Annotated in this window: 26 protein-coding genes and 9 tRNA genes; 25 read left to right on the top strand and 10 right to left on the bottom strand. The window is 38.3% G+C overall.

Annotated elements, in window-relative coordinates:
- The first annotated feature begins 147 nt into the window (after nucleotides 1–147).
- The 4 genes from hemE to lplA all read left to right on the top strand — a co-directional run bounded on the left by hemE (nucleotide 148) and on the right by lplA (nucleotide 4553).
- Nucleotides 148–1173 carry a uroporphyrinogen decarboxylase gene (hemE, locus tag HNR41_RS06095; protein WP_184282696.1) on the top strand — a complete coding sequence of 342 codons (1026 nt, stop codon included), beginning with the start codon at nucleotides 148–150 and terminating at the stop codon, nucleotides 1171–1173.
- 8 nt (nucleotides 1174–1181) lie between these two features.
- Nucleotides 1182–2099, top strand: a complete 918-nt coding sequence (gene hemH / locus HNR41_RS06090; protein WP_184282694.1) for a ferrochelatase — start codon at nucleotides 1182–1184, stop codon at nucleotides 2097–2099.
- A gap of 17 nt (nucleotides 2100–2116) precedes the next feature.
- Nucleotides 2117–3490, top strand: coding sequence for a protoporphyrinogen oxidase (hemY, locus tag HNR41_RS06085; RefSeq protein WP_184282692.1), 1374 nt, complete (start codon nucleotides 2117–2119; stop codon nucleotides 3488–3490).
- Nucleotides 3491–3560: 70 nt separating this feature from the next.
- The gene (lplA, locus tag HNR41_RS06080; RefSeq protein ID WP_184282690.1) at nucleotides 3561–4553 is read left to right on the top strand and encodes a lipoate--protein ligase; all 993 of its coding nucleotides are present in this window, start codon (nucleotides 3561–3563) and stop codon (nucleotides 4551–4553) included.
- 202 nt (nucleotides 4554–4755) lie between these two features.
- On the opposite strand, the gene HNR41_RS06075 is transcribed toward lplA, so the two are convergent.
- On the bottom strand, nucleotides 4756–4953 hold the full coding sequence (locus HNR41_RS06075) for an IDEAL domain-containing protein (RefSeq protein WP_184282688.1): 198 nt from the start codon (nucleotides 4951–4953) through the stop codon (nucleotides 4756–4758).
- Nucleotides 4954–5162: 209 nt separating this feature from the next.
- Here HNR41_RS06075 and HNR41_RS06070 point away from each other — a divergent pair, with 209 nt between their 5' ends.
- The 5 genes from HNR41_RS06070 to HNR41_RS06050 all read left to right on the top strand — a co-directional run bounded on the left by HNR41_RS06070 (nucleotide 5163) and on the right by HNR41_RS06050 (nucleotide 7307).
- Entirely contained in the window at nucleotides 5163–5756 is a 594-nt protein-coding gene (locus HNR41_RS06070) for a competence protein ComK (RefSeq protein WP_184282686.1), read from the top strand.
- A 132-nt stretch (nucleotides 5757–5888) separates the two neighbouring features.
- Nucleotides 5889–5963: transfer RNA gene (locus HNR41_RS06065), tRNA-Asn, on the top strand.
- A gap of 3 nt (nucleotides 5964–5966) precedes the next feature.
- Nucleotides 5967–6055, top strand: a tRNA-Ser gene (locus HNR41_RS06060).
- A 268-nt stretch (nucleotides 6056–6323) separates the two neighbouring features.
- The gene (locus HNR41_RS06055; RefSeq protein ID WP_184282684.1) at nucleotides 6324–6824 is read left to right on the top strand and encodes a GNAT family N-acetyltransferase; all 501 of its coding nucleotides are present in this window, start codon (nucleotides 6324–6326) and stop codon (nucleotides 6822–6824) included.
- A gap of 174 nt (nucleotides 6825–6998) precedes the next feature.
- Entirely contained in the window at nucleotides 6999–7307 is a 309-nt protein-coding gene (locus HNR41_RS06050) for a DUF771 domain-containing protein (RefSeq protein WP_184282682.1), read from the top strand.
- 92 nt (nucleotides 7308–7399) lie between these two features.
- Here HNR41_RS06050 and HNR41_RS06045 read toward each other — a convergent pair whose 3' ends face one another.
- Nucleotides 7400–8074 carry a hypothetical protein gene (locus tag HNR41_RS06045; RefSeq protein ID WP_184282680.1) on the bottom strand — a complete coding sequence of 225 codons (675 nt, stop codon included), beginning with the start codon at nucleotides 8072–8074 and terminating at the stop codon, nucleotides 7400–7402.
- A 614-nt stretch (nucleotides 8075–8688) separates the two neighbouring features.
- Complete coding sequence (locus tag HNR41_RS06040; protein ID WP_184282678.1) at nucleotides 8689–9030, bottom strand: TM2 domain-containing protein; 342 nt, start codon at nucleotides 9028–9030, stop codon at nucleotides 8689–8691.
- 259 nt (nucleotides 9031–9289) lie between these two features.
- On the opposite strand from HNR41_RS06040, the gene HNR41_RS06035 reads away from it, so the two are divergent.
- Entirely contained in the window at nucleotides 9290–10693 is a 1404-nt protein-coding gene (locus HNR41_RS06035; protein WP_208454862.1) for an SNIPE associated domain-containing protein, read from the top strand.
- Between the two features lie 241 nt (nucleotides 10694–10934).
- Nucleotides 10935–11192 (top strand): hypothetical protein, encoded by a 258-nt coding sequence (locus HNR41_RS06030; protein ID WP_184282676.1) that lies wholly within the window; start codon nucleotides 10935–10937, stop codon nucleotides 11190–11192.
- Between the two features lie 73 nt (nucleotides 11193–11265).
- Here HNR41_RS06030 and HNR41_RS06025 read toward each other — a convergent pair whose 3' ends face one another.
- The 3 genes from HNR41_RS06025 to HNR41_RS06015 form a co-directional block, all read right to left on the bottom strand.
- Nucleotides 11266–11517 carry a DUF378 domain-containing protein gene (locus HNR41_RS06025; protein WP_184282674.1) on the bottom strand — a complete coding sequence of 84 codons (252 nt, stop codon included), beginning with the start codon at nucleotides 11515–11517 and terminating at the stop codon, nucleotides 11266–11268.
- 99 nt (nucleotides 11518–11616) lie between these two features.
- Entirely contained in the window at nucleotides 11617–12336 is a 720-nt protein-coding gene (locus HNR41_RS06020; protein WP_184282672.1) for a sulfite exporter TauE/SafE family protein, read from the bottom strand.
- Nucleotides 12337–12386: 50 nt separating this feature from the next.
- Nucleotides 12387–13430: a C45 family autoproteolytic acyltransferase/hydrolase gene (locus HNR41_RS06015; protein WP_184282910.1), complete on the bottom strand. Its 1044-nt coding sequence runs from the start codon at nucleotides 13428–13430 to the stop codon at nucleotides 12387–12389.
- A gap of 293 nt (nucleotides 13431–13723) precedes the next feature.
- On the opposite strand from HNR41_RS06015, the gene HNR41_RS06010 reads away from it, so the two are divergent.
- Both HNR41_RS06010 and HNR41_RS06005 read left to right on the top strand, forming a co-directional pair.
- The gene (locus tag HNR41_RS06010) at nucleotides 13724–14440 is read left to right on the top strand and encodes a deoxynucleoside kinase (protein ID WP_184282670.1); all 717 of its coding nucleotides are present in this window, start codon (nucleotides 13724–13726) and stop codon (nucleotides 14438–14440) included.
- A gap of 188 nt (nucleotides 14441–14628) precedes the next feature.
- Nucleotides 14629–14829 (top strand): cold-shock protein, encoded by a 201-nt coding sequence (locus tag HNR41_RS06005; protein ID WP_026859579.1) that lies wholly within the window; start codon nucleotides 14629–14631, stop codon nucleotides 14827–14829.
- 45 nt (nucleotides 14830–14874) lie between these two features.
- On the opposite strand, the gene HNR41_RS06000 is transcribed toward HNR41_RS06005, so the two are convergent.
- Nucleotides 14875–15318: a PH domain-containing protein gene (locus HNR41_RS06000; protein WP_184282668.1), complete on the bottom strand. Its 444-nt coding sequence runs from the start codon at nucleotides 15316–15318 to the stop codon at nucleotides 14875–14877.
- A 234-nt stretch (nucleotides 15319–15552) separates the two neighbouring features.
- A complete protein-coding gene (locus HNR41_RS05995; protein WP_184282667.1) occupies nucleotides 15553–16416 on the bottom strand; it encodes a VOC family protein in 864 nt (287 codons plus the stop codon).
- Nucleotides 16417–16544: 128 nt separating this feature from the next.
- Here HNR41_RS05995 and HNR41_RS05990 point away from each other — a divergent pair, with 128 nt between their 5' ends.
- Complete coding sequence (locus HNR41_RS05990; protein WP_184282665.1) at nucleotides 16545–16874, top strand: winged helix-turn-helix transcriptional regulator; 330 nt, start codon at nucleotides 16545–16547, stop codon at nucleotides 16872–16874.
- Nucleotides 16875–16919: 45 nt separating this feature from the next.
- Here the strand turns inward: HNR41_RS05990 and HNR41_RS05985 are convergent, their stop codons facing one another.
- Nucleotides 16920–17483, bottom strand: a complete 564-nt coding sequence (locus HNR41_RS05985) for a thermonuclease family protein (RefSeq protein WP_184282663.1) — start codon at nucleotides 17481–17483, stop codon at nucleotides 16920–16922.
- A gap of 127 nt (nucleotides 17484–17610) precedes the next feature.
- Here HNR41_RS05985 and HNR41_RS05980 point away from each other — a divergent pair, with 127 nt between their 5' ends.
- Nucleotides 17611–18393: a MerR family transcriptional regulator gene (locus HNR41_RS05980; RefSeq protein ID WP_184282661.1), complete on the top strand. Its 783-nt coding sequence runs from the start codon at nucleotides 17611–17613 to the stop codon at nucleotides 18391–18393.
- Here the strand turns inward: HNR41_RS05980 and HNR41_RS05975 are convergent.
- A complete protein-coding gene (locus tag HNR41_RS05975; RefSeq protein ID WP_260399576.1) occupies nucleotides 18321–19850 on the bottom strand; it encodes an FAD-dependent oxidoreductase in 1530 nt (509 codons plus the stop codon). The two genes, HNR41_RS05980 and HNR41_RS05975, sit on opposite strands and share 73 nt — an antisense overlap.
- 180 nt (nucleotides 19851–20030) lie before the next feature.
- Between HNR41_RS05975 and HNR41_RS05970 the strand changes: the two genes are divergently transcribed.
- The 10 genes from HNR41_RS05970 (at nucleotide 20031) to fadE (ending at nucleotide 25490) form a co-directional block, all read left to right on the top strand.
- Nucleotides 20031–20102: transfer RNA gene (locus HNR41_RS05970), tRNA-Met, on the top strand.
- 24 nt (nucleotides 20103–20126) lie between these two features.
- Nucleotides 20127–20202: transfer RNA gene (locus HNR41_RS05965), tRNA-Asp, on the top strand.
- Between the two features lie 20 nt (nucleotides 20203–20222).
- Nucleotides 20223–20295 (top strand) — tRNA-Phe (locus tag HNR41_RS05960).
- A gap of 19 nt (nucleotides 20296–20314) precedes the next feature.
- Nucleotides 20315–20388, top strand: a tRNA-Gly gene (locus HNR41_RS05955).
- Between the two features lie 7 nt (nucleotides 20389–20395).
- Nucleotides 20396–20470, top strand: a tRNA-Asn gene (locus tag HNR41_RS05950).
- Nucleotide 20471: 1 nt separating this feature from the next.
- Nucleotides 20472–20543, top strand: a tRNA-Glu gene (locus HNR41_RS05945).
- A gap of 38 nt (nucleotides 20544–20581) precedes the next feature.
- Nucleotides 20582–20668: transfer RNA gene (locus HNR41_RS05940), tRNA-Ser, on the top strand.
- A gap of 470 nt (nucleotides 20669–21138) precedes the next feature.
- Nucleotides 21139–22704, top strand: coding sequence for a fatty acid degradation protein FadX (gene fadX, locus HNR41_RS05935; protein ID WP_184282657.1), 1566 nt, complete (start codon nucleotides 21139–21141; stop codon nucleotides 22702–22704).
- A 17-nt stretch (nucleotides 22705–22721) separates the two neighbouring features.
- On the top strand, nucleotides 22722–24233 hold the full coding sequence (gene fadD / locus HNR41_RS05930; protein ID WP_184282655.1) for a long-chain-fatty-acid--CoA ligase FadD: 1512 nt from the start codon (nucleotides 22722–22724) through the stop codon (nucleotides 24231–24233).
- A gap of 51 nt (nucleotides 24234–24284) precedes the next feature.
- Nucleotides 24285–25490 carry an acyl-CoA dehydrogenase FadE gene (fadE, locus tag HNR41_RS05925; protein WP_184282653.1) on the top strand — a complete coding sequence of 402 codons (1206 nt, stop codon included), beginning with the start codon at nucleotides 24285–24287 and terminating at the stop codon, nucleotides 25488–25490.
- Nucleotides 25491–25509: the final 19 nt, after the last annotated feature.

The raw sequence follows: 25509 nt of genomic DNA, 5'->3' as shown, positions 1-25509 counted from the left end.
TAACCAGTATATACCTGAAATAATGCAATGTTAAACAAATCTCAAATAGAACGATTTTTTGACAACTTGCCCGTAATTAATAATTGTTCTAAAGAATGTGTTAAAATGTGTAACTGTATGAACATATAAATATTAGGGGGTACCACTGTGTTTAATGATACACTCATTCGAGCAGCACGCGGAGAAAAGACAGAACATACACCAGTTTGGTTTATGAGACAGGTTGGGCGTTCGCAGCCGGAATATAACAAAGTTAAAGAAAAATATTCTTTAATTGAAATTACAAAACAACCTGAACTGACTGCTTATCTCACGGCTACACCTGTAGATAACTATAATGTTGATGCGGCAGTGCTATATAAAGATATAATTACACCGCTCGCACCAATCGGTATTGATGTTGAAATCAAGTCCGGAGTAGGGCCTGTAATACATAATCCTATCCGCACGGAAAAAGACGTAGAGAACCTTGGAGAGCTTGATCCGTTTAAAGATCTTGACTATGTATATAAAGCAATCCAGATTTTAACTCAGGAAAAATTAAATGTTCCGCTTATCGGATTCTGCGGCGCGCCATTTACGGTCGCAAGTTACATGATCGAAGGCGGACCGTCTAAAAATTATCACCGTACGAAAACGATGATGTATTCGAACCCGAAACTCTGGTTCAAATTAATGGATAAGCTTGTTGAAACGAGCATATCTTACCTGACTGCACAAATTAAAGCAGGAGCAAGTGTCATTCAGATTTTTGACTCATGGGGCGGTGCGCTTAATAAAGCGGACTACAACTTCTATCTTGCACCTGGCATGAAAAAAATTATTAACGCTGTGAAAGCACAAAATGTACCGGTTATTCTTTTCGGTATCGGGGCAAGCCACCTGGCAACAGAGTGGGATAAGCTCGGAAGTGACGTACTTGGACTCGACTGGAGAATGTCGATTAACGAGGCGCGTGAACTTGGAATTACGAAAGCACTGCAGGGTAACCTTGACCCGGCATTATTATTATCGGACTGGTCAGTAATCGAAGAACGCGCGAAGAAAATCGTTGAAGAAGGAAACAGAACAGGACATATCTTCAACCTTGGACACGGCGTCTTCCCTGAAGTAGATCCGGATGTTTTAAAACGACTGACAGAATTAGTACACACACACAGTAAAGGATTGTGATTTTAAATATGGCAGAGAAAAAAGCACTATTAGTAATGGCTTACGGCACACCGTACAAAGAATCGGATATCGAGCCGTACTACACACACATCAGACACGGCAGAAAGCCGAGTGAAGAAGCACTTCAGGATTTAAAAGACCGTTATGAAGCAATCGGCGGTATTTCTCCGCTGGCTGATACAACAGAACGTCAGGCAAAAGCACTTGCCGACGCTTTAAATGAGCAAAGTGAAGATGAGTTCGAACTGTTTATCGGTTTGAAACACATTCACCCGTTCATCGAAGACTCTGTTAAAGAAATCAGTGAAGCAGGCATTAAAGAAATATACAGCGTAGTGCTTGCACCGCATTATTCAAACTTCTCTGTCGGTTCATATAACAAACGCGCAGTGGAAGAAGCGGAAAAATACGGCATTACAGTTAAGTCTGTAGAATCATTCTACGAGCAGAAGCCGTTTATCGATTTCTGGGTTGATGCACTTGAAACGACTTTCGAGAAAGAAATTCCTGCTGACGAAGCGGATAAAACTGCGATTGTAGTAAGTGCACACAGTCTTCCTGAGAAGATTAAAGAACATAATGATCCATACCCTGGTCAGCTTGAAGCGACTAAAGATTTAATTCAAGCACGTTTTGACAAAGGTCACTATTTTGTCGGCTGGCAGTCGGAAGGCAACACGCCGGATCCATGGCTTGGACCGGACGTGCAGGACTTAACACGCGAATTATACAACGAACACGGCTTTAAGCACTTCGTTTATATTCCGCTTGGATTTGTATGTGAACACCTGGAAGTGTTATACGATAACGACTACGAGTGTAAAGTTGTGACGGATGAAATCGGTGCTGTATACCACAGACCGGCAATGCCGAACACAGATTCACGTTTCATTCAGGCAATGGTTAACGAATTAATCAAATTGTAATAAGCGAGGCGTTAAAAGTGAAAAGAGTAGCGATAGTAGGTGCAGGAATCACAGGATTGTCAGCGATGCATTATCTGTTAAAAGACGGCGGAGATCTGACAGTTGATTTATACGAAGCGTCGGACCGCGCCGGCGGCAAAGTCAATACTCATATCCGTGACGGTTATACGATTGAGCTCGGACCTGAGTCTTATTTAGCGCGTAAAGAAGTTATGACAGAGCTCGCTCACGAAGTGGGACTTGGTGATACGCTGGTCCGCAATCAGACGGGACAGGCGTATATCTATGCCAAAAATAAGCTGTCACCGGTGCCTAAAGGGACTATGCTTGGTGTACCTATGGAGCTGTCTCCGCTCTTAACTACCGATTTAGTGTCGTGGACAGGGAAACTGCGTGCAGGACTTGATTTTATCAAGCCTGCGATGCCGTTATATAAAGATATTTCAGTAGGTGAATTCTTCCGTGCACGTTTCGGGAACGATCTTCTTGAGCATATGATTGAACCGCTTTTAGCAGGAGTATACGGTACAGATATCGACAAGCTGAGCTTAATGTCGACGTACCCGAATTTCAAAGAGACGGAACAAGAATACGGCAGTCTGATGAAAGGCCTGATGGCTGAAAAGAAAGACAAGCCGGCAGCTCCGAAGACGAAAACGGGTGCTTTTCTGCAGTTTAAAAACGGACTGCAGTCGTTTATCGACCGTCTGGTCAGTGAAAACGAAAAGCGCGGCGGGCAGATTCATTTCAATTTCGATGTGACTGCGATTGAAAAAACTGAAGACGGCTATGAACTCACGGCAGACGGCGGCACGCATCATTATGATGAAGTAATCGTCACAACGCCGCACTTCCAGTACAAACGCTGGTTTAAAGATAAGGAATTTGAATACTTCAAACATATGGAAGCAACGAGTGTTGCGACAGTTGTGATGGCATTTGATGCCGAGCAGGTGAAAAATACGATTGAAGGTACAGGTTTCGTCATCAGCCGCAACATGGATACATCGATCACTGCATGTACGTGGACGAATAAAAAATGGGAACACTCCACGCCGGAAGGCAAGGCGCTCCTGCGTGCTTATGTAGGCCGCCCGGGGGACTTTATCGTCCATGAGAAGTCGGATGAAGACATCGTCCGTCTGGCACGCGAAGACCTCGATAAAATCATGGATTTGGATGGTGAACCTGAGTTCACGATTGTTACACGCATGATGAATGCAATGCCGAATTACTTTGTCGGACATAAATATATCATCGACGATATTCAAAAGTATGCTGCGGAAAATTATCCGGGACTGCACTTAATTGGTGCATCGCACTATGCGGTCGGGCTCCCTGACTGTGTGCTGACTGCGAAAAACACTGCAGAAAAAATATTGAATAAGTAAAATATGATTTTAAGACCTGTTTCTATTATAATAGAGGCAGGTCTTTTATTATGTACCAGGGGGAAATATAATGAAATTTATTTCGAACAACGACATCAAAGATCCGATGATTAATCTGGCCATGGAAGAATATATATTAAGAGAAATTCCAACGGATGACTCTTATTTTTTATTCTATGTAAACCAGCCGTCGATTATTATCGGTAAAAACCAGAATACAATTGAAGAAATTAACGAACCGTATATTAGAGAACACGGCATTAAAGTGGTCAGACGCGTGTCAGGCGGAGGCGCAGTGTACCACGACGAAGGTAATCTGAACTTCAGCTTCATTACAGAAGACGACGGGGACAGCTTCCATAACTTTAAAAAATTTACGCAGCCGATTGTTGAAGCGCTGAAAGAAATGGGTGTAAACGCTGAGCTGTCGGGACGCAACGACATTGAGATCGAAGGCGGCAAGAAAGTATCAGGGAACGCAATGTTCACACAGAAGGGGCGTATGTTCTCACACGGCACATTAATGCTTGAAAGTGATATTTCAGAAGTGCAGAATGCATTGAGAGTGAATCCGAAGAAAATCCAGTCAAAAGGAATTAAATCGGTAAGTGCACGCGTCGGAAATATTAACGACTACCTGGATGAGAAAATTGATATCGAAGAATTTAAAGAAAGAATTCTCGATAAAATATTCGGCGGACTGGAAAACGTTGAAGAATATAAACTGTCAGACGACGACTGGGCAAAAATTAACCAGCTGTCAGAAGAAAAATACCAGACGTGGTCATGGAACTACGGCAAGAACCCTAAATATAACTATGACAACTCGCACAAATACGCAGCAGGCTTGCTTGACGTGAGACTGGAAGTTAAAGGCGGCCGCATCGAACACGCGAAAATCTTCGGAGACTTTTTCGGCGTTGGGGAAGTCGTGGACATTGAGAATCTGCTGATCGGAGTGGAGCACAACCGTGAGCACATTGAAGAAGCAATTAAAGATGTGGATATCAGCCACTATTTAGGGCGCATTACGAGAGAAGAATTTTTAGATTTAATATCATAAAGATTGAATTTGGAGAGCCGGTGCTGAAAAGTGCCGGTTTTTTGTGTTTGGGTGGGCTAGCGTCCCTCGTGGAGTCGACGAAGAACACCGGAGTTGTCTGATGCCCCTCGTAGTTTTATCAAGGTACACGTAAAGTCATTTTGGATACTTATAAACAAAAAAGCCCAGCCAAAAATGGCCGGGCAATCTGTATGTACATCTATTACAGTTCTTTTAGTAAAGTAGTATACTTTATAAATTTCTCTTCGTCTTTCTCGATGAGTGATTCTTCTATTTTTGCATTATATAATTTTACATTAAAATGGTACATGGATTCTTGCAAAACAAGATCTGCTGATAAGTCATTAATTGTGTTGATGAAGCCTCTTAATTGATTTGCAGGATAAACTGGTCTGCCCATATTGAATTACCCCTCTCAAAACTATCTTTAACCAGATTATATACCACATTCTCATTTAGGTCAATGATAATGAGAATCTTATATTTATATATTCTGACAATTAACATCAAAAGATATTAATTAAACATTAGACAACATTTAAAGATATTAGTTAACATTTTAAATATTCTGTGATATATTGATTATAATAAAAATTACAGGGGGAAAATATGAGCAGACAGCATTATATTATTAATGATGAAACGATGTATATTATTGCTAAAACTCACGGACGTTATACGGAAAGTGTAGTAGGGGAATTATATGGAGAGCCTATTGAATGTTTTTCTATACCAAATAAAATTTTAGAGCACAACTGCAAGTACCATTTTCAGACTTATGCTTCCCGTAAAGATTTAACGAGAAGTTTATCCGGTATACGATCTAAGCATCCAATCATTCTCGATTTATTCGGTTCATACATATATTTCTGCACGCATTCGGACCGTGTAACTGAGAACTCCTGGTTTAATTTAAGATACATCGACAGTTATTATGATTATAATGGGAATACAAAGGTTAAATTTGAGAACAATGAAGAGATGGAAATTGATATTTCATACAGCTCATTTAACAACCAGTATTTAAATGCAGTGAAACTTCACTATAAATTTAATTTGGCTAAAGAGAAAACGTACCGTAAAGATGAGTCAGCGAAAATATCATACGAACATCAGCGCCAGGAAATGCAGTATATCAATGAAGCAGCGCGTGAAACATACTTAAAATACATGCGGGGAATCGATCAGATTAATAAAATCTAGTGAATATGATGAGGGAAAGTTTAATTATTTATCAATGATGTAAATTTTACTTAACAATTATTAAGTTTACTGTTGATTTAATTAACGTTCATTGCTATAATAAATCTTGTTCGATTGAAACATACATACTATTCCACAGTAGCTCAGTGGTAGAGCTATCGGCTGTTAACCGATCGGTCGTAGGTTCGAGTCCTACCTGTGGAGCCATATGGGGATGTACTCAAGTGGCTGAAGAGGTGCCCCTGCTAAGGGCATAGGTCGCATTGCGCGGCGCGAGAGTTCAAATCTCTCCATCTCCGTTTCTAATAACCTAAGAACCCCGTTAATCAACTGTAAACGTTGATTAACGGGGTTTTGTTGTTTTAAGGGAAATACCTGGAAAAACAACAAGTGTTAATCATGCTTCGCAAAAAGTTTTAGAAAAAAACGATTTTAAAAAAGTGGACATTGACGAAGAAATATTCGAAATGAATGGTCAAAAGTTGAGGTTTGTTCACTATTTATGGGAATCAGATAAAAATCGAAGGTAACGAGTTTCTCACATTTTTTTAACAAAGGGGAGATTGTATGAATGTAAGAGTTTTAACGGAAGAAGATGTGAATGATTTTAGAGAATTAAGGCTTAAAGGATTAAAAACAGATTCTAGTGCTTTTGGTTCTACATATGAAAGAGAGAATAACTTTACCACAGAAAAATTTAGACAACGTTTGGAGTCATCCGATTCAAAGTTTGTGGTAGGAGGCTTTTGCGACGAGAAGCTGGTATGTATAGCTACTTTTATTAGAAATTCTGGACAAAAAGATAAGCATAAAAGTATGTTGGTAGGAATGTATTGTGAGAAAGAGTATAGAGGGACTGGAATAGCTAAAGGTGTAGTGGAGTTAATATTAGAAAAGGCAAGGAATATAGAAGGTCTTGAAATAATTAACTTAATGGTCGTCTCGGAAAATCTAAGAGCAAAAACTTTATATGAGTCATTTTGTTTTAAAAAATATGGCACTGAACCAAAAGTGATGTTTGATGGATTAAAATATTATGATGAAGACTTAATGTATTTGGAATTTTAATATATTAAATTATCAATTCAATATATCTTTAATACACAACGATCAATATTAAAAGAGAAACGTAGATTGCTGCGCTCTTCATCAATATTTAAGGCTCTGAACATGAGCGGGGACTTATCTTTGTCTTTACACGCAGAACGTATGTTCGTTATAATGTCATCAAGAGGTGATCTGATGAAACAGTTCCTAGAAGTGAAAATTGAAGTCCCAGATACTCATGTAATAATTACTAAGGAAGTTTATGAACAACTGCAAAGTCAAGATTTTACTGGGCAATATTATTATATGAAGGACTTAATACGTTTAACAGGACGGTCAAGAACCTGGTTGAATCAAAACTTTCTAAATCAGCCGGATATTTTAAAGAGGATTGAACCTTTCACGATGTTCCCGAAAGGTAAGGGCAGCGATTGGATATTTAAAGCCACTGGTTTAAGAGAGTATTTAGAAAATGAATTTTTAGAGGTTCTGAAAAGTTCATAAATGAAGTTTACTTCCCTATAAATATACTTCTTCGCATGTAGAAAACCGCCCAACTACTAATGTAGAAAGGCGGTTTGTTTTTATTTATATAATTAGTTCAGTAAATTTAATTCTACATCATTGAGTATACCGCTGTCATGAATACTCTCAAGATGCGTATCGGTCTTCGCTTCATTTTCCATCATAATCATCTTATCTAGGAATGCACTGTCTGTATCTTCTTTAGAGAGTGCCATGTCGCCATAAAGGATGCCCTGTACGACAACTAAGTCCCACTTTGTTGTGTCCGGCTGTTGATACCATAACGTCATGACTGGTGTGCCGTCGGAGTCTTCCCCAAGCAGTTCTGCTGCGAATATCACTTCGCTCTCAGTATCTTCGTTAAATCCAGTCATACGTAGTCGTCCACGTTCTGAAAACTCTTCGCTGTGCGAGACATCTGCGATATGTGCAAATCGTGCTTCGACTTCACCTTCGCCGTAATCTACAGTCATTGAATTATGGTCTAAAGCTTCGATGAGGTCTGCATGGACTAACTGTCCGTTATGATCTGTTGAGAATATCGCCATCGAACCCTCATCTGATTCTTCGTTGACTAATACGACAGGATCGCCCGGTTTAGGATTCTCGTTCACCTCGATGTTTTCAGATTCTGTTTCATCTACTGCTTCAACTGACGCATCGACTTCCTCGTCTACAGGTGCGTTGTCCTCACTATTGCAAGATGCGAGTATCAGTGCCGTACCTAATAAAAATAATTTTTTCACTTCTATTTCCTCCAAAAAAACAATTTTAATTAAATATAGCAATACTTACAAATATAGGCAATAAGACATTGATTGATAAAACTACTCTCTACTATATAATAGTCAGTAATAGAATTTGTAGTGACTATAGTTATGGCGACATTCGGGACAGGCTAATTGAATCTCAACGTCATACCGTTTCATTTGGATGATATATTGATGTTGGCACTCGGGACAGGTTACCGTTTCGTTTTGCAGCGGATCATATATAATCTTTTAAAAAGAATTCAATAGTAATCATTGTCGTTCCTTTCGAAATAAATTTGATTTGATTATAGCATTTTTAATGTTTTTGACAATTTGGGAACGAGAACGGGGAGTTGAACCTCGGATTTAATAATTAATGGGCTGTCAACATATTGTCAACTAGCGACCGTAACCCTTGATATATATACGTTTGTAAATCTCTCCATCTCCGTTAATATAATTGCTCAATCCCAATAGGGGTTGAGCTTTTTTTATTTTCTAAAATACTAAAAAATTTTAAATACCTTGTGACGATATATTCTAAGTTCTAAAAAAACTGGCTAATTAGAGTGTATTAATTCTACAAGTAGCCAGTTTATTGATAAAAATTAATTTATTTCTAAATCTATTCTTGCTTCTTCTTGTAGTTCCTTTCCGCCTATGCCTAAACTCACTATCAATTCACGCTCTTTTATCTCAGCTTTTTTATCCACTCTTCCAGAGATAAAGAATACATCTATTAAAGCCCAAAATCCAAGTCCACCTAAAGTTAGAGTCATCGCAATAGCGTAACCTATATCTCCTAAATAATATCTGTGTCCACCAAGACCGCCAGTAAATAACCATAGTACAAATGCTACAGGTTTACTTTTTTTGTGCTTGTCCATCTCACTCTCTAAAATCATTAAATCCTGATGCGATAAACTTCTTTTTAGATGCATGTTTGACATAATTTTCTCTCCCTACAATATTTTTATATAATCATATATATGTTAGAAATAGTATTTCTTTTTATATAATCAATTATATTACTCTTTAAATACTATTTTACCATAATGTAAAATTTAGTTAACTCTTATTTTAAAATTATTTCGATATTGAAATATTATTAAATAACTGTAATATTTAGTTAAGAGAGAAAGCAAAGTGCGTAAATAAAATAAACTAGTTTATGCTGATAAAAAATTGAAGAAAAGAGGATGAATACTAATGGAGATAGTTTTAATATTATTGTTACTAGTCGGATTAGTGGCGTACCTATTTATTTTAAGGAATAAATTAATAGAAAAAACAAAAGAATTTGAGAATTTAAAAAAGAAAGATAGAACAGTTGAGGAAATGAACTATTTAGAACTTGAAAAAAGTATAGAAGAGAAGACGAAACAATCAACTCAGTTAGATGATGAATTGAGTAAAAAGAGGAAAAAATTTGAAAATGAAATTAAGTCCTTTGAACATAAAAAGTATAAATTGGGAAATGAGCAAATTAATTTAGAAGAAGTAAAACGAATGAAAATTGAAGAGATAGAAACACTTCAACAGAAAGTTAATATTATTAATGATGATATTAGCATGCAGGATTATGGTATCTATGAGCCAAAATATACTTTTGCATCTGCATTAGTGTATAAAGATATGTTAAAAGCAAAAAGAGATCAGCAAAAACAAATGATTAAAAGTAAAACTGCCGTTGAATATAATGAAAATTGGACAGTAAACGGTAGTAAAGCTGAAGGTAAAAAAATGTTGAATAATAATATCAGACAAATATTAAGATCGTTTAACAATGAGTGTGAAGTACTCATTGATAAAGTAACTTATCAAAATTTTGACAGTGTAAAAAAAAGGATAATTAAAATACACGCTGATTTAAATAAACTGAATACTACTCAGCAAGTGTCAATAACATTTCAATACCTTGATCTAAAAATCGATGAGTTGTACTTGGCTTATGAGTATGCTAGAAAAAAAGAAGAAGAAAAAGAAGAGATGCGACTACAAAGAGAACAAGAAAGAGAAGAGAAAAAATTAGCCAAGGAAATTGAAGAAAAGAAAAAAATTGTGGATAAGGAAATTTCTCATTACAATAATTTAATGCAATCACTTAAGAATAAACTGAAAAATACAGTTTCAGAAGACGAAAGAATTAATTTAGAAAAAGAAATAGAAGAAACGGAAAAGAATATTCAAGAAAAAGAGCATGAGAAAAAAGATTTAGATTATAGAGAAGCCCATTCAAGCGCAGGATATGTTTATATAATAAGTAATATAGGCGCTTTTGGTGAGGATGTATTAAAGATTGGTGTAACTAGAAGATTAGAACCAATAGAAAGAATAAAAGAGTTAAGTAGTGCATCTGTACCATTTGTTTACGATATACATGCTCTAATATTTAGTTATGAAGCTTATGAATTAGAGACTGAGTTACATAATTATTTTGAAAAATATCGCGTTAATAAGGTTAACAATAGAAAAGAATTCTTTAAAGTTCCAATTACGGAAATTGAGTCTAAACTTCAAGATTACGGTAACTTGACTATTGATTTCAATTTACAAGCGGAAGCAGCAGAATATAGGGAAACGTTAGCAATTGAAAAGAAAATGACAAGTTAACTATAAGCCAGGTGCTACGAATTTGAGTAGGTGCCTGGTTTTTAGTTTTGTGTAGAAGGTATTTAAAAAATACTTATGAGAGTGTGATTTTCTACTACCTCTATTATATTGAAGAGAGAGTAATATCATATTCCCAAACCCACTTCCTCACAACATCTTTTCGACTAAAATAAAATTTATTTATATATTCTAGAATCACCGAAGGTGGTATGATTAATTCATATGATAGAGGGGGAACCATGTGAAGAACATTTTAAGTTTAATTAATTCGAAATACTGGGTAGTCGTAGAGTCTACGGACGATGAGATCACTTTTTCTACAGAGCGACACGAATACACTATATCCAAACGCCCGATTCTCGGTTATCGTTTAACCATCGCATCTTTTAACAGTATCGATCGCGATGAGACAATTTTTAAAGATGAAGATGATCTAATTTTATTTATAAAATCTAATAAGCCAATCTGGGAAGAGAAGGTTGTTAAACCTCTTATTTAATACACTGGATTTCTGCTGATATAAATAAATAAACCGCCTGAGAAAGGCGGTTTATTTTTTCTGTAAATTGGTCTTATCTTACATCTGTTCTGTCAGTCGTTCTATCATGTGTTCTGTCAGTTACTCTTGGTGCATTAATTAAGCCGAAGAACTTGAGACAGTATAAGGCTGAAAGACCAACTAAAACATAAACAATTTTAGACAGTAATTCTTCCTGTCCGCCAAAAATAGTCGCTACTAAATCGAATTCAAAAAGTCCGACAAGCAGCCAGTTCAATCCGCCAACAATTAAAAGGATTAGAGCAATAGTATCTAATGCTTTCATAAACACCCTCCTAAATTAAGACTTAGTTAAGTTCTCCCCACTTTAAATATCTCAAACAGAAAAAAAGAATTTTTTCAAGAAATTTAAAAGATTATATCTTCATATACTCGTAATTACTAAATATATTCCTGTAAATATCAAAATTATATAAGTAATATTTAAGAATACTTTCTGGGTAATTTTTTTGAAAACCAGCTGGCCGATAACTACGCCTAAAAAGAGCGCAGGGAGGGCAAGAGCGGATGATAGCCATATTTCTGTGTTCGTCCCGCCGAATGTTATTTGCATGATTAAGCTCACTGTATAAGCGAATAGGTAGAAGGCAAGCGTTGTGCTGCGTAATATAGTTTTGTCTATCCGTACACCTGAAAAATACAGCAGCAGTGGTGGACCTGGAACGCCGATACTCGTTGTCAGCAGTCCTGACAGTCCGCCCGCTGTATAGTCTTTAAGCCCTGTTCTTTTTAACGTGAAGTTACTGATTAAAAGTATAGTTAGAATCAGCACGATAATCCCGACACTGAGTTTAATAAATCCTGTATCCATATACAGGTATATAAGAATTCCGGCAAAGAGTCCAATCGGACTGCCGTATATTAATTTTTTAAGCAGTTCTAAATCAATTTCTTTTCGTATGTTATAAATCATCACCGATGATAAACAAATTGAAAGGATAATGTTAATCTGAATTGCTTCATGAAATGGGAACACCATCAGCAAAAAAGGTGTGCCGACAATTGAAAATCCGTACCCGGTGCTTGTCTGCAGTGACGAAGCTATGATGACGATGAGAAATAATATAAGAAGTTCTTCATTCAAAAGTAATCACCGGCCCATCTAATATTGAATGTTTACACTGTATTAACAGCTCATTCCATATTAACAAAAGGTTTATCAAAGTCCAGCTCACCTTTAATCTTCGTAATCTTAATATCTTCTCCCTGCAGCCATTTATTAAAATCAAAAATAACTGGTTTCCTGTCCAGACCAATAACAAATAATGCTTTTAATTCCTTCGGCAGATAGACCGACGTATGAATTGTTCCGGCAGATGCATCGTATTTGGTTGATGCAATACCTTCATTAAGACTGTTCATGATTTTAAAGGCATCATAAGGTTTACTCGTATTTTGCTGTTTGTTCATGATGTTTTGTTCACGCTGAAGTGATTCTTCCTGTCTGTAGCGGTTTTCTTCCTGCAGCATATGGAAGTGATTTGTACATATATTAGACTGTCTGACAGCGACGTTCCTTGGTGATGCTTCTATAACATAAGGAATACCTCTTTGGTCCTGTACAACATAGCTGAACGAATGCCTGTGGGGTATTTCTTTCAGCAGTGTGACTGCTTCGTCGGTATTTGCACATGTTTCCAGAACAAGCCTTGCAATCATACTGCACATAAATCCGTCTGCAGATTTTTTAGTGTGAGTAAAGTTATAGCCGATAACGAGACCCTTCTCATTCATGCCGTCAATCCGTCCTGTGATCTGCATCGTCGGACCCATAAAAGCATAGCCTCGATCTGTCGGCTGATAAAATATATAACGTCCTTCGTAGCCGCGGGGATGGCTGTCATAATTTCGGACGAAAAAATCATTGTTGGTAAAAATAGAACAGCCGCTCCGTGTCAGCTCTAAATAATAGCCGCCGAACTTTTTAAATGCTTCTGTGATATCGAGTTCCAGCGCATCGGCAAGTCCCTGAATTTCATCCAGCACTTGAGGGGCGAGCTTATCCAGCATCGCCATTGAAATTTCAGAATCAACGATAAAATGACGCTTCTCTCTCGGACGCCACTGCCTTTCACGATTTGGCAGAATAGGGGAGTCTTTCAGCTTCTCTCCTTGGAAATGCCCGAAATCATAATGACTGCCTCTGAACTGGAGCACGTCGCTGTAGTATGGTTTCATAATCACTGTTGCCCCTTTCATTACGTTAATACAAGTGTATTATGAATAACTCACGGGCCGGAAATTAAATGCTTGTCATGTATACAAAAAGAGTAATTTTGCTTATTTAGTAGAAAATAAAAGGTTCTTTTATAATGATAAGAGCAAAAAGTGACATAGTACGGGAATTGCCAAAATTAAGTGGTAGTTTTATGCAGTTTTTCTGTTAAAATAGTGAAGGCTTAATTTTGATACATAAAGATAAATATCATTTAAATAAGTATAAGAAAAAAATTATAAATTTGGTGAATAAAATGAACCACAGAAAAGGTGACGGTAAATTGATTACATTAGCAGGAACAATAGGAGCAGGTAAAACAGAGTGGGGTAAAGTTATCGCAAAACACTTCGACGTTGAATTACTCGAAGAAAAAGTTGATGGCAACCCATTCCTGGCGAAATACTATGAGGAGCCGGAAAGATACAGTTTCCACCTTCAGGTATTTTTCCTGAACCACAGATTCAAAGCAATTAAGAAAGCAATGGCACACCCAAACTCAGTGCTGGATCGTTCTATATATGAAGATGCAATGATTTTTGCAAGACTTCAATATGAAAATGGCTCGATGGATGAAGCTGAATATGAAACATACCTGGATCTGCATGAGAACATGATGGAAGAACTGAATGATTTATACAAACAGCAGGTGCTGTTCAAGAAATCTCCGGACCTGATGGTTATGGTTCACGGTTCATTTGAAGAAGTAATGAGAAGAATTAAACGCCGCGGCAGAGACTTCGAACAGATTGAAGGCAATCCGGGACTTTATAAGTATTATCAGGATCTTTATAATCTGTATGAGAATGAATTTATTACTGAGTACAACAGCAAAAACATTTCTCCTGTTTACGTCATCGACATTGATAAGATGGATTTATTCAATCCGGAAGATGTCCAGACTGTTGTTAAAGGAATCGAAGAAACTCTGAAAAGAGACCGCGGATTCGTTTATCCGGAAGAGCTGGAGTAAGTTTTACAAAAGAAATTAAAAATACTTTTTCGTAAAGTGTTGACATATGATGAAAAGCACTGTAGTATATAAAAGGTAGTTCTTAATCAACAAATATTTTAATTGTTTCATTCGTTTGAAAAACTCTTAAAATTTTTACATTAACAATTGCAAATATTTAAGTGCAAAAGCACTAGGAGGTTTTTTCTATGAACGAAGGAACAGTAAAATGGTTTAACTCAGAAAAAGGATTTGGATTTATCGAACAGGAAGCTGGAGACGACGTATTCGTACACTTCTCAGCAATCCAGGCTGATGGTTACAAATCATTAGAAGAAGGACAAAAAGTTAACTTTGAAATCGAAGAAGGACAACGTGGCCCACAAGCTACTAACGTCACTACGGTTTAATATAAAGCTTTCAAGAGACAGCCTAGGCTGTCTCTTTTTTTATGCTTAAATATCCTGATAATCGGCATGAGGAGCACGTTTCTTTAGTTCTTCGATGAATAAAGATTTATTCTCGGGAGAAATTCTTAAGCTGCCGAAAGCAATGCTCCTCGAATGGATCTCGATGCCGTCTTTAGAAGTCATCATCCGGTAACCGGAGATGAAGTTTGAAGTCGGATGCACTTTGAAAATATCTCTGTAAGGGATTTTGCTGCCGAAAATTACAGATTTTGCATGCAGATAATCATCGTGAAAAGTATATCGGGTATTAAAAGTCATCAATATAAGCAGCAGAATAATCGGTATGATAATTACAAAAATTATAACAGCAGCCGACAATGGTACCGGATTATCCAGAAAGAATGGGAAAAATCCTGCTGCTGCAACAGCAGCAATAGAGATAATCATCATAATACTGAAGGAAAAATCAATCTTTGATTTAAAAGTCATAGAGAATCCTCTTTTCTTGAGTGGCTACTGCCATTGTAAACAAGTAAATTAAAAAAGCCATACCCTGGGTCTGGGTATGGCTTTATAAATGTGCGTACATTAGATTAAAGTAGCTGAAAATGATTTTTTATTAATAAGAGGGGGCCTATTAATTTCTAACTGATAATCATTTTCAATTACTAATATACAATACTTATTGAGAATGAGTCAAGCCTAATTGAGAATCTCTTTCAATTAATTGTGACTTTTATGTGTCTGCATTCTGATATGGCTGCCTGAAGGGTCAGCTGTCAGAACGTATCCTTCTTCCTGTTGAGCAGTGAAGCCGAGTTCCGTAAGTCTTGATACAGCTTTGTTTAATGCTTCGTTAGATGGATATATTACAGTGTAGTAATCAAGACCGATACTGCCTTTTTCTGGAGCCGGTGCGCCAAGTCCGTTCCAGATATTCGCTGCGATATGGTGATGATATTTCTCAGTTGCCATAAATAATGCCTGACCGCCGAAGTTGAGAATCACTTCGAAACCAAGTCCTTCTGTGTAAAACTCATCATTTTTCTGAAGGTCGTTTACATGAAGGTGAATGTGACCGATTATAGTATCTTTTGGCAGTCCTTTAAAGTCTGAAGGGTCCGGTCTGTCTTTCAGCAAATCTTCTGCATTCAGCGGTTCAGTAACCATGTGTACCTGGCCGTCATTCCAAATCCAATGTTCCGGCTCTCTGTCGATATAAATTTCAATACCGTTGCCGTCCGGATCATCTAAGTAAAGAGCTTCACTTACGTGGTGATCTGCAGAACCTAAAGGTATTCTGTTTGCTGCAAGATGCATTGTAATTAATGCAAGGTCTTCTCTTGTCGGGAGAAGGAGAGCGAAGTGATACAGACCGCTGGCACGGCGGTGTGTGCGTTCTTTATCAACCTGATTCAAGATAAGCAGTACATTTTCTCCGTCTGCAGTCAGTTCAGCATGAGTAGGATTCTGTTCTTTTACAGAGAGGCCGATGATTTTTGTATAGAAATCTATAGAACGATTTAAATCTTTAATGTTTAGTGATACTGTTTCTACATATGTTGCGTTTTTATTATGAAATGCCATAATAATCCTCCTATTTGGTAACTTAATGTAACTAAGTATATAATGAATATTTGGTTATGACAAGTAATATGTTTTACTTTTAATAGATGTATTTTTGTGGTATTATATTTCAATAAGGAGTGATAGCCATGTCACAAAATGAAATGTGTCCGCGCTTTGAAAAAGCGGTAAATATATTAAGCCAAAGATGGACTGCTCTGCTTATTTATCAGATGCTGGATGGCAATTCCAGATTCGGGGAAATTCAGACAGCGACAGGTGTCAGCGGTAAAGTATTATCAGATCGCCTGAAAAGCATGGAACAGGAAGGCCTCATCAATCGGGAAGTTATTCCGGAAACGCCGGTTGTTATCAAATATTCTTTAACGGAAAAAGGTCTCTCACTTGAACCTGTGTTAAAAGATATTGAGAAATGGTCGCAGGACTGGATAGAATCAGACAATAAAGTTGAAGCTTAAAAATTAAAACAGGGAATCCCGACCGGGATTCCCTGTTTTTTTATATTATTCCGACCACATGCCGGCACCTTCACTTTTAGCTTTATCTTCTGCATCTCTCAGCAGGTCTTCGTATTTATCGTTAGGCGGGTGGACATAATCCACTGAGGCCAGACCTTCTCTGACGAGAGTTTCATTGATCATTTCACCATCTGCATAAACATAAGCTAAGTAACGGTCATAGTGATCCTGTTTCTCTTCATCGAACTCTACGGTAATTGTACCGGCATTATCCAGCAGTTTCTGCGTACGCTCGAAAGCTTCCTGTGCATAGGGCTCATCCTGTTCACCGTCTCTGCCAATTTCCGGAGTGTTTATAATTAAGTATCTGAAACTCTCTGAACTGCCGTTGTAATTGAAACGCGTCGTATCTCCGTCAATATGCTGGTCGACAGTCACTTCATTCTCCGCTGAAGCTTCTCCGCCGCTTTCTTCCCCCGCAAAATTATCATTGTACACTGTCACTCCGATAAACAGTGCCAGAATAACAAGCATTCCCGGAAGCCCCAATTTCTTTAAATGTCTCGGTCTGACAAATTTGTTATTTTTTCTGTCGTTTTGCGATGCCATTTTTATCATCCTCATATAGTAGATATTACTTCTATATTATAGTTTATACCCGATGATGACAATTATAAATTTGAAGTTTACCATCACGTAACGTCATAGTTTATAATCAAAATTAAGAGGTGAAGATATGAAAGTGAAAGAGCTTGCTGAGATTGCAGGAGTGAGTGTCAGAACACTGCATCATTACGATAAAATTGGCCTGCTGACTCCGGCAATAGATCAGGAGAACGGTTATCGTAACTATTCAGATGAAGATGTTTCACAGCTGCAGCAGATACTGTTTTTCAGGCAGCTGAATTTTAAACTGAAACAGATTAAAGAAATTATGGACAGTCCGGATTATGAAAAACAAGAAGCGCTTCAGGTGCAAAGAGACATTATATTAAAAGAACTGGCGAGGCTCGATGATATTCTGCAGCTGATCGATAACACGATTAAAGATGATAAGGGTGAGATTAGAATGACGAATGAGGAAAAATTCGAAGGTGTGGATTTTTCGCAGAATCCGTATGAAGAAGAAGCGAGAAAAAAATGGGGCAGTAAAGCTGTTGATGATTCAAACCGGAAATTAAAACAAATGGGATCTGAAGAAACAGAACGCAGATTTAATGAGATTTATACAAAACTTGCCAAGGTGAGACATACATCACCTGATTCAAAAGAAGCTCAGTATCATATCCATGAATGGTATGAATTCTTAAATGAAATAGGGGAATATAGTCCGGAAATGTTTAAAGGTCTTGGTGATATGTATGTGGAAGATGAAAGATTTACTAAAAATATTGATAAATTTGGCGATGGACTGGCAAAATTTATGCAGCAGGCAATGACAGTCTATTATTTTTTATTTGGTCTGATATCAGCATCGAGATCATCTGTGGCAGGGCCTTCAATTACTTTTCCAGTGTAATTAAATCTCGATCCGTGACATGGACAATCCCATGTCTTATCATCATTATTCCAGTTTAGACTGCAGCCCATATGTGTACAGCGGTTGGAGACGACATAATAATTATCATCTTCGCGGTAAACACCTTTTTTGGATATTCCATCTTTTGCGACCGTACCTTCACCGGGGCTGAGATCCAGTTCATCGAGATCCGGATGTGCTTCAGCCATATTTTTAATTTCTGCTTCACCGATATGAAGCGGATTTGTTAAGTGCTGCTTCAACTGCTGGAAAGTACCTTTTTTACGGTTGGGATCGACAAGATCTTTATACACATTATTTTTGCCATCTATTAAATCACTGATGATCATCGATGAAAGCACACCGTTTGCCATGCCATATTTATTAAATCCCGAAGCAATAAAATAGTTATCATATTTTTTGTTGAAATAACCTATGAAGGGAAGGGAATCAGCAGTCATTAAATCCTGTGCGCGGTACGCATATAAAGTTTTTTCATTTACAGTTTTCTGTCCTGCGTAATGTTCAAGTTCTTTAAGCTGCTTAGTCATCTCTCTCTTTTCATATGAACCATGGCCGAGACCGCCGAAAAGCAGTACAGGCAAGTTGCTGTCGGGTTTTACGATATTTCTGATTGACAACCGGGCACCGTCATAACCATTGAGAGAAAGGTTTTCCGGTATTGGTGTGGATGTCTCTGCAACGAGAGCGTAACCATAACTGATTTTGAAACTGTTAAAGTAAAAGTTTTCAATATCGAGAAATGGAAAATGTGTGGCAATAATCAGCTGTTCAAAATCTATGCTGAAGTCATCAGTTGTGAACAGTGTATTGCCGTCAGTGTTTTTGCCGCGGGTGTGTTCATAAATTGTGACATTTAATTCCCGCAGTACTTCTATAATTCCTTTTAAAAATTTAAGAGGATGGAACTCAGCCTGATTTTTCATAACCAGCTGTCCGGCAGTTTCAAAGGGAAGTTGGTTTGTATCAGTGGAAAGATAACCGTCGATTGAGAGTTCCTTATAGACCTTCGCTTCTTTCTCGAGATTCTTTAATGATTTTTCATGTTCAGCATAGATCACGTTGTCCACCCGTTTGAAATCACAGTCTATATTATATTTTTCTATAATATTTTCTATTTCCTTAATCGCACTCATTTGAGACTCGTAGTAAACCTGCGCAGAGTTGCCGTCTTTCTGACTTTTTAACTGACTGTATAACAAGCCCTGCTGGGCAGTTATTCTTGCAGTTGTATTGGCGGTAGTGCCGCTGACTAATTCATTACCTTCTATTAATGTAACTTCATAACCCTTAAGAGCGAGTTTAAAAGCATTCATTAAACCGCTTATCCCTCCTCCGGCGATGAGTATTTGGGAAGTAATATTCCTTTCGAGTTTCGGGTAATTTGGAAGTTCAACTGAAGCGGACCAGTATGAATTTTTTGTATTATCAGTCATGCAATTCCTCCTTTAATCATTTATAATACTAATACCCTTGAAACAAGAACTCATTCTTTTAGGTGGAATAATTAATAAAGTGTAAATTTGTCATATGAAAATGGTTAAAAAGACTTGAAATATACGCCTGAAACCTATAGTATATATAACAGACATTAAATATATGTTAAATAATATTGGCGCGGGATGGAGCAGTGGTAGCTCGTCGGGCTCATAACCCGGAGGTCGGAGGTTCGAATCCTTCTCCCGCAATTTTTTTAATTTATACATAGCAGTGGTCCCGTGGTGTAGCGGTTAACATGCCTGCCTGTCACGCAGGAGATCGCGGGTTCGATTCCCGTCGGGACCGCCATTAAAAATTTCATAAATTAAGGTTCAGTAGCTCAGTTGGTAGAGCATGTGATTGAAGCTCACAGTGTCGGCGGTTCGATTCCGTCCTGAACCATATTTACTTTATTACCTTTGCGGGTATAGTTAAATGGTATAACCTCAGCCTTCCAAGCTGATGTTGTCGGTTCGATCCCGTCTACCCGCTCCATTATTATTCCACAGTAGCTCAGTGGTAGAGCTATCGGCTGTTAACCGATCGGTCGTAGGTTCGAGTCCTACCTGTGGAGCCATGGCCCGTTGGTCAAGCGGTTAAGACACCGCCCTTTCACGGCGGTAACACGGGTTCGAGTCCCGTACGGGTCATACTCAGAAGTGTAATCGCACTTCTGTTTTTTTATTCTGGATGATTGGCCGAGCGGCTGAAGGCGCACGCTTGGAAAGCGTGTAAACGTTAACTCGTTTCAAGGGTTCGAATCCCTTATCATCCGTTACATATATAGTGAAGTAATATCGAATCAATGCTAATTTAACCCCTCTTGGGTTTCAGTGATTTTTGCTGAAGCCCGCGAGGGGATTTTTATTTTGATGCTCATTGATTTTTAATGAGAAGTTTTTTAAAGTGGACGGACCAGTTTATAGTAATTGGCCATTTTTTTAAATAAAAGTCAAGCGATAAATATTTCACTTTTAAAGTTGTAATATTTTCTGAATACTAATTGTCATTAAATATCTTAAAACCTTTATGTATCAATGATATCAGCGTTTACAGACTAATTAATAGTATCTGATACTAATAGTAAGTGTGAAATTATATAATGTAATTCATTTTAAAATATTGAAATGAAACCGTTTACATTTTGTAAACATGATGATACATTTAAAAAAGTGAAGGGGATAAATAAAGAAAGGGTTATATGCAGAAGATTAACTGAATATAACAATGTCGGGAGAATAGAATATGGAAATTATTTCATATAATGATTTAAGAAATATTGTTAAAAGCGGCGACGTTATTGCAATAGCTGCTTTGTCCGCAGGAAATCTGCCTATGGAAGTGCTGAAATATCTGGCAGAGCAGTATGACGAAGATGGCAAAACTGACAATTTAACTTTTGTTGTGTCTAATGATATCAGCGATTTTGATGACGGGTTTGACCTTGATTCTTTCGTATCGCGCGGCATGGTAAAAAGAATTATAGCAAGCCTTGTAATTGCTTCTCCTGTAACGGTTGAAGCGATTAAAAATAACGAAATTGAAGCTTACTTTCTGCCGCAGGGTGTCATCGCAACTTCTTACCGCGAACAGGCTTCTTCTTCACCTGGGATAATTACTAAAATCGGATTAAATACGGTTGTGGATCCACGAATGTCCGGCGGAAAAGTGAATGATGTGACTCGTGATAATTTAGTTTCTTTAATGGAAATTAATAATGAGGAGTATCTACATTACGACTTTCCAAAAATTGATGTTGCTCTGTTAAGAGGGACATATGCCGACGAGAATGGAAACATCTATATGAATCATGAGTCTCATCTCGGTGAAGGATTCAGTGCTGCTTCTGCTGCAAGACAAAATGGCGGCAAAGTAATCGTTCAGGTGAAAGAGCTAATTGAAAAGGGGAGTTTCAATCCGCGTGATGTATTTATACCTTCGGAGCTTGTCGATTATATTGTCATAAACAAAAATCCAAAATATCATAAGCAGGTGATACAGACATATTATGATCCCGCTTTATCCGGCCATCACAGAATTACACAGAGTAAGGAGGAATTTCTGGAGTTTGGTTCCAGAAAAATTATATTGCGGCGCTCAGCACAGTTTTTAAAATCCGGTCATGCTGTCAGCATCGGCTACGGAATTAATAATGAGTTATCTAATGTGCTGCGCGAAGAGAGTGCAGATTCACTGGTTAAATTGAATATCGATACCGGTATATTTGGGGGAATAATCGGCAGCGGTAATCACTTTGGCATGAATTACAATCTCGATGCGAGAATGCGTCATGATATGACATGGGACTTTATCTTTAATGGGGGACTCGATATTGCATTTTTAAGTTTCGCTGAAATTGACAGCTCAGGCAACGTCAATGTCTCTAAATTTGGAGATAGAATGAATGGCAGCGGCGGTTTTATCGATATCAGCCAGACAATTAAAACATTAATCTTTTCAGGAACGATGGTCGTGGGGAGCAAGTCGCACTGTGAAGATAATGAACTGATAATCGATTCTGAAGGACATTCCAAAAAGTTTGTCGACAGTGTTCAGAGCTTGGACTTCAATGCCGGCTATTCAAGGAAGCTTGGCCAGGACGTGTATTACGTCACTGAACGTGCAGTGTTTCAGCTGACTGAAGAAGGAATGGAACTGATTGAAATTGCTCCGGGGCTTGATCTTGATAAAGATGTATTATCGCAGATGGACTTTAAGCCTTTAATATCGAAAGATTTAAAAGTAATCAACAGCGAACTGTATACGGAAACCTGGGGGAAATTAGCGCAATCAATTAAAAATAATCATTAACAAAGGGGAAGATGTAAATGAATTATGATTGGATTAAAACAAGAGCGGACTATGATGAAGTAAAAGCGGCAATTATTGATCCGGCGAAGGGAACGCAGTGGTCTTATCAGGACTTAAATGCACGCGCTGATAACCTGGCAAATTATATGCAGGAACAAGGCATTAAACGCGGAGATGTGGTCGGTATTTTTGCACCGAATGACGTGGCAATATTTGACTTGCTGTTCGCATCATTTAAGATGGGTGCTGTCTACCTCCCGATTAACTGGCGTTTAAAACCGAAAGAAATACAAAGTATCATTGCAGACTCGGGAGTGAAAATGATCTTTTACTCGCTGCGTCATAAAGAAAGTTTGACCGGCACACCGGAAGAACTGCTTCATATGGATATCGACTCACCTGAGTACGATGAAATCTGTAATCCGAAAAATCACCGGGAATTTGAAACGGTTAATGTTGAAAGTGAAGACCTGGCTGCACTGATGTACACGAGCGGAACAACAGGGTTGCCAAAAGGGGTAATGTTTACGTACGAATCGTTTGTAGCGAACGTTATTAATGCAGCTCTGACGTACAAAGTTACGGGTGATCAGACGACGATTATTTCAACACCGACGTTCCATGTCCTTGGGCTGAATGATACGGCACTGCCTTTAATTATGGCAGGAGGAACGCTCGTACTTCACCGCTACTTTGATGGTGCACAGCTGAACGAGCTGATGAGTAAATTTAAACCGGATTACCTGATTATGATTCCGACGATGTATTACGGAATGCTGGTTGCAGATAACTTTGATATTAAAAACTTTGAAAACATTAAGTATCTGATTCAGGGCGGTTCATCACCGCTGCCTGCTGTACAGAAGAAGTTTGAAAGCATGGGACAGACACTGATTAACGGCTACGGTCTGACAGAAGCGCCTCTGACAATGGTAAATACTCCGCATAATTCAAAAGTTAAACCGATGAGTATCGGGAAATCGATCATGTACGTTGAAAGCAAGCTGCTGGATGATGAAGGCAATGAGGTAGAAGTCGGAGAAATCGGCGAACTTGCAGTTAAAGGTAAAAACGTTACACCGGGTTATTGGAATAAGCCTGAAGAAACAGCTAAAGTCTTCAAGAACGGTTATTTCCTCACAGGGGATCTTGCTAAAAAAGATGAAGATGGAGATATCTTTATCGTTAACCGCAAGAAAGAACTGATTATTACCGGCGGTGAAAACGTTCTGCCATCAGAAGTTGAAGCGGCACTGTCCGAACATCCAATGGTACGCACGGCAATTGTAGTTGGCTATGACAGCCCGGAATACGGAGAGTCAGTTTCTGCGGCAATAGTGCTGGCGGAGGAAACTGAGAATTTCGAAGAAATCCTGGATAAGCATGTCAGAGAACGTATTGCAGGGTATAAGATTCCGAGATTATATCTTGAGATGAAAGAGATACCTTTAAACTCTACGGCAAAACCGGACAGATTGGAAATTCAGCGTTTAATGAATGAGAAAGCAAAAGAAAACGGTGTAGCGTAAAAATTTTAATTCTAATTGAAAGCGTTATCATATAAAGCGGAGGGAAATACTATGACAGAAAAAGAGCAAATACTGAAAGAATTATATCCTGAGGATATTTTAAATAATGCCAAGGAACTTACTGAAGGGGAAGTTAAATTTCTAAAACAGCTGGACGATCTGCTTGAATCGAAATACCGTGATTCAATTAACAATCACTGGGCAAATGCAACGGTCCCTGAAGACTTCTTCGACGATATGGGGAAACTGAACTATTTCAGAAATCCATTATTATTTGAAGGCCGGGAAGGTGCAAAAACTCCGAGCCAGCTGTTCCAGTTCTTTATGTCATATACAATCGCACGTTTTGACGTATCACTCGTAACAATACTTGGTGTACACCAGGGGCTTGGACACAATGCTTTTTTATTCGGCGGTTCAAAAGAGCAGATTGCTAAATATGTGCCAAAACTTCAATCCCACGAGCTCAGAACGTGTTTTGCACTGACAGAACCGGACCACGGGTCCGACGTTGCAGGCGGTCTTGAAACGACAGCTAAGTTCGACGGAGAAAATTGGATCATTAACGGTGCGAAAAAATGGATTGGCGGAGCAAATGTCTCGGACGTTATTCCTCTGTTTGCAGTAGATGTAGAAACAGGCAAGCCGAAAGGATTCATTATCCGTCCTGAACAGGACGGGGTCGAAATCGATGTAATCGAAAATAAAATTGCACTAAGAATTATTCCGAATACTAATATCCGTTTAGATAATGTAGTCGTAAAAGAAGAAGACAGACTGCAGAATATTAACAGCTTTAAAGATATTGCCAAAATCCTCTACTCTACTCGTGCAGGTGTATCGTACATGGCAACTGGTGCGATGGCCGGTGCGCTTCGTGCAACGCTTGATTACGTTACACAGCGCAAACAGTTCGGGAAAGAAATAAGCAAGTATCAGCTGATACAGGAAAAACTTGCGATGATGCAGGGGAACCTTGCACACGCAATAGCAATGTCAGCACAGCTTGCGCGTATGCAAGAAAACGGCGAGTACGATGAAGTGGCAACATCAACAGCGAAAATGATGAATGCATTAAGACTGCGCGAGTCGGTATCACTGGGACGCGGAATTCACGGCGGTAACGGTATTCTGGCAGAATATGATATTGCGAGATTCTTCTCCGATGCTGAAGCTGTGTACACTTATGAAGGCACTCACGAAATAAATGCACTGGTAATCGGCAGAGCGTTAACAGGCGATTCAGCATTTATTTAAAGACAAAGTGTATGGAAAG

Source organism: Jeotgalicoccus coquinae (genome assembly GCF_014207425.1).
GTDB lineage: Bacteria > Bacillota > Bacilli > Staphylococcales > Salinicoccaceae > Jeotgalicoccus > Jeotgalicoccus coquinae.
The sequence above is the reverse complement of the archived record's forward strand: the minus strand, read 5'-3'. Positions and strand labels throughout refer to the sequence as shown.

What these genes read in the sequence shown, in the direction of transcription:
- hemH (WP_184282694.1), top strand. Translation starts at nt 1,182, where the DNA reads ATGGCAGAGAAAAAAGCACTATTAGTAATGGCTTACGGCACACCGTAC.
- lplA (WP_184282690.1), top strand. Translation starts at nt 3,561, where the DNA reads ATGAAATTTATTTCGAACAACGACATCAAAGATCCGATGATTAATCTG.
- HNR41_RS06075 (WP_184282688.1), bottom strand. Translation starts at nt 4,953, where the DNA reads ATGGGCAGACCAGTTTATCCTGCAAATCAATTAAGAGGCTTCATCAAC.
- HNR41_RS06070 (WP_184282686.1), top strand. Translation starts at nt 5,163, where the DNA reads ATGAGCAGACAGCATTATATTATTAATGATGAAACGATGTATATTATT.
- HNR41_RS06055 (WP_184282684.1), top strand. Translation starts at nt 6,324, where the DNA reads ATGAATGTAAGAGTTTTAACGGAAGAAGATGTGAATGATTTTAGAGAA.
- HNR41_RS06050 (WP_184282682.1), top strand. Translation starts at nt 6,999, where the DNA reads ATGAAACAGTTCCTAGAAGTGAAAATTGAAGTCCCAGATACTCATGTA.
- HNR41_RS06040 (WP_184282678.1), bottom strand. Translation starts at nt 9,030, where the DNA reads ATGTCAAACATGCATCTAAAAAGAAGTTTATCGCATCAGGATTTAATG.
- HNR41_RS06035 (WP_208454862.1), top strand. Translation starts at nt 9,290, where the DNA reads ATGGAGATAGTTTTAATATTATTGTTACTAGTCGGATTAGTGGCGTAC.
- HNR41_RS06025 (WP_184282674.1), bottom strand. Translation starts at nt 11,517, where the DNA reads ATGAAAGCATTAGATACTATTGCTCTAATCCTTTTAATTGTTGGCGGA.
- HNR41_RS06015 (WP_184282910.1), bottom strand. Translation starts at nt 13,430, where the DNA reads ATGAAACCATACTACAGCGACGTGCTCCAGTTCAGAGGCAGTCATTAT.
- HNR41_RS06010 (WP_184282670.1), top strand. Translation starts at nt 13,724, where the DNA reads ATGAACCACAGAAAAGGTGACGGTAAATTGATTACATTAGCAGGAACA.
- HNR41_RS06005 (WP_026859579.1), top strand. Translation starts at nt 14,629, where the DNA reads ATGAACGAAGGAACAGTAAAATGGTTTAACTCAGAAAAAGGATTTGGA.
- HNR41_RS06000 (WP_184282668.1), bottom strand. Translation starts at nt 15,318, where the DNA reads ATGACTTTTAAATCAAAGATTGATTTTTCCTTCAGTATTATGATGATT.
- HNR41_RS05995 (WP_184282667.1), bottom strand. Translation starts at nt 16,416, where the DNA reads ATGGCATTTCATAATAAAAACGCAACATATGTAGAAACAGTATCACTA.
- HNR41_RS05990 (WP_184282665.1), top strand. Translation starts at nt 16,545, where the DNA reads ATGTCACAAAATGAAATGTGTCCGCGCTTTGAAAAAGCGGTAAATATA.
- HNR41_RS05985 (WP_184282663.1), bottom strand. Translation starts at nt 17,483, where the DNA reads ATGGCATCGCAAAACGACAGAAAAAATAACAAATTTGTCAGACCGAGA.
- HNR41_RS05980 (WP_184282661.1), top strand. Translation starts at nt 17,611, where the DNA reads ATGAAAGTGAAAGAGCTTGCTGAGATTGCAGGAGTGAGTGTCAGAACA.
- HNR41_RS05975 (WP_260399576.1), bottom strand. Translation starts at nt 19,850, where the DNA reads ATGACTGATAATACAAAAAATTCATACTGGTCCGCTTCAGTTGAACTT.
- fadX (WP_184282657.1), top strand. Translation starts at nt 21,139, where the DNA reads ATGGAAATTATTTCATATAATGATTTAAGAAATATTGTTAAAAGCGGC.
- fadD (WP_184282655.1), top strand. Translation starts at nt 22,722, where the DNA reads ATGAATTATGATTGGATTAAAACAAGAGCGGACTATGATGAAGTAAAA.
- fadE (WP_184282653.1), top strand. Translation starts at nt 24,285, where the DNA reads ATGACAGAAAAAGAGCAAATACTGAAAGAATTATATCCTGAGGATATT.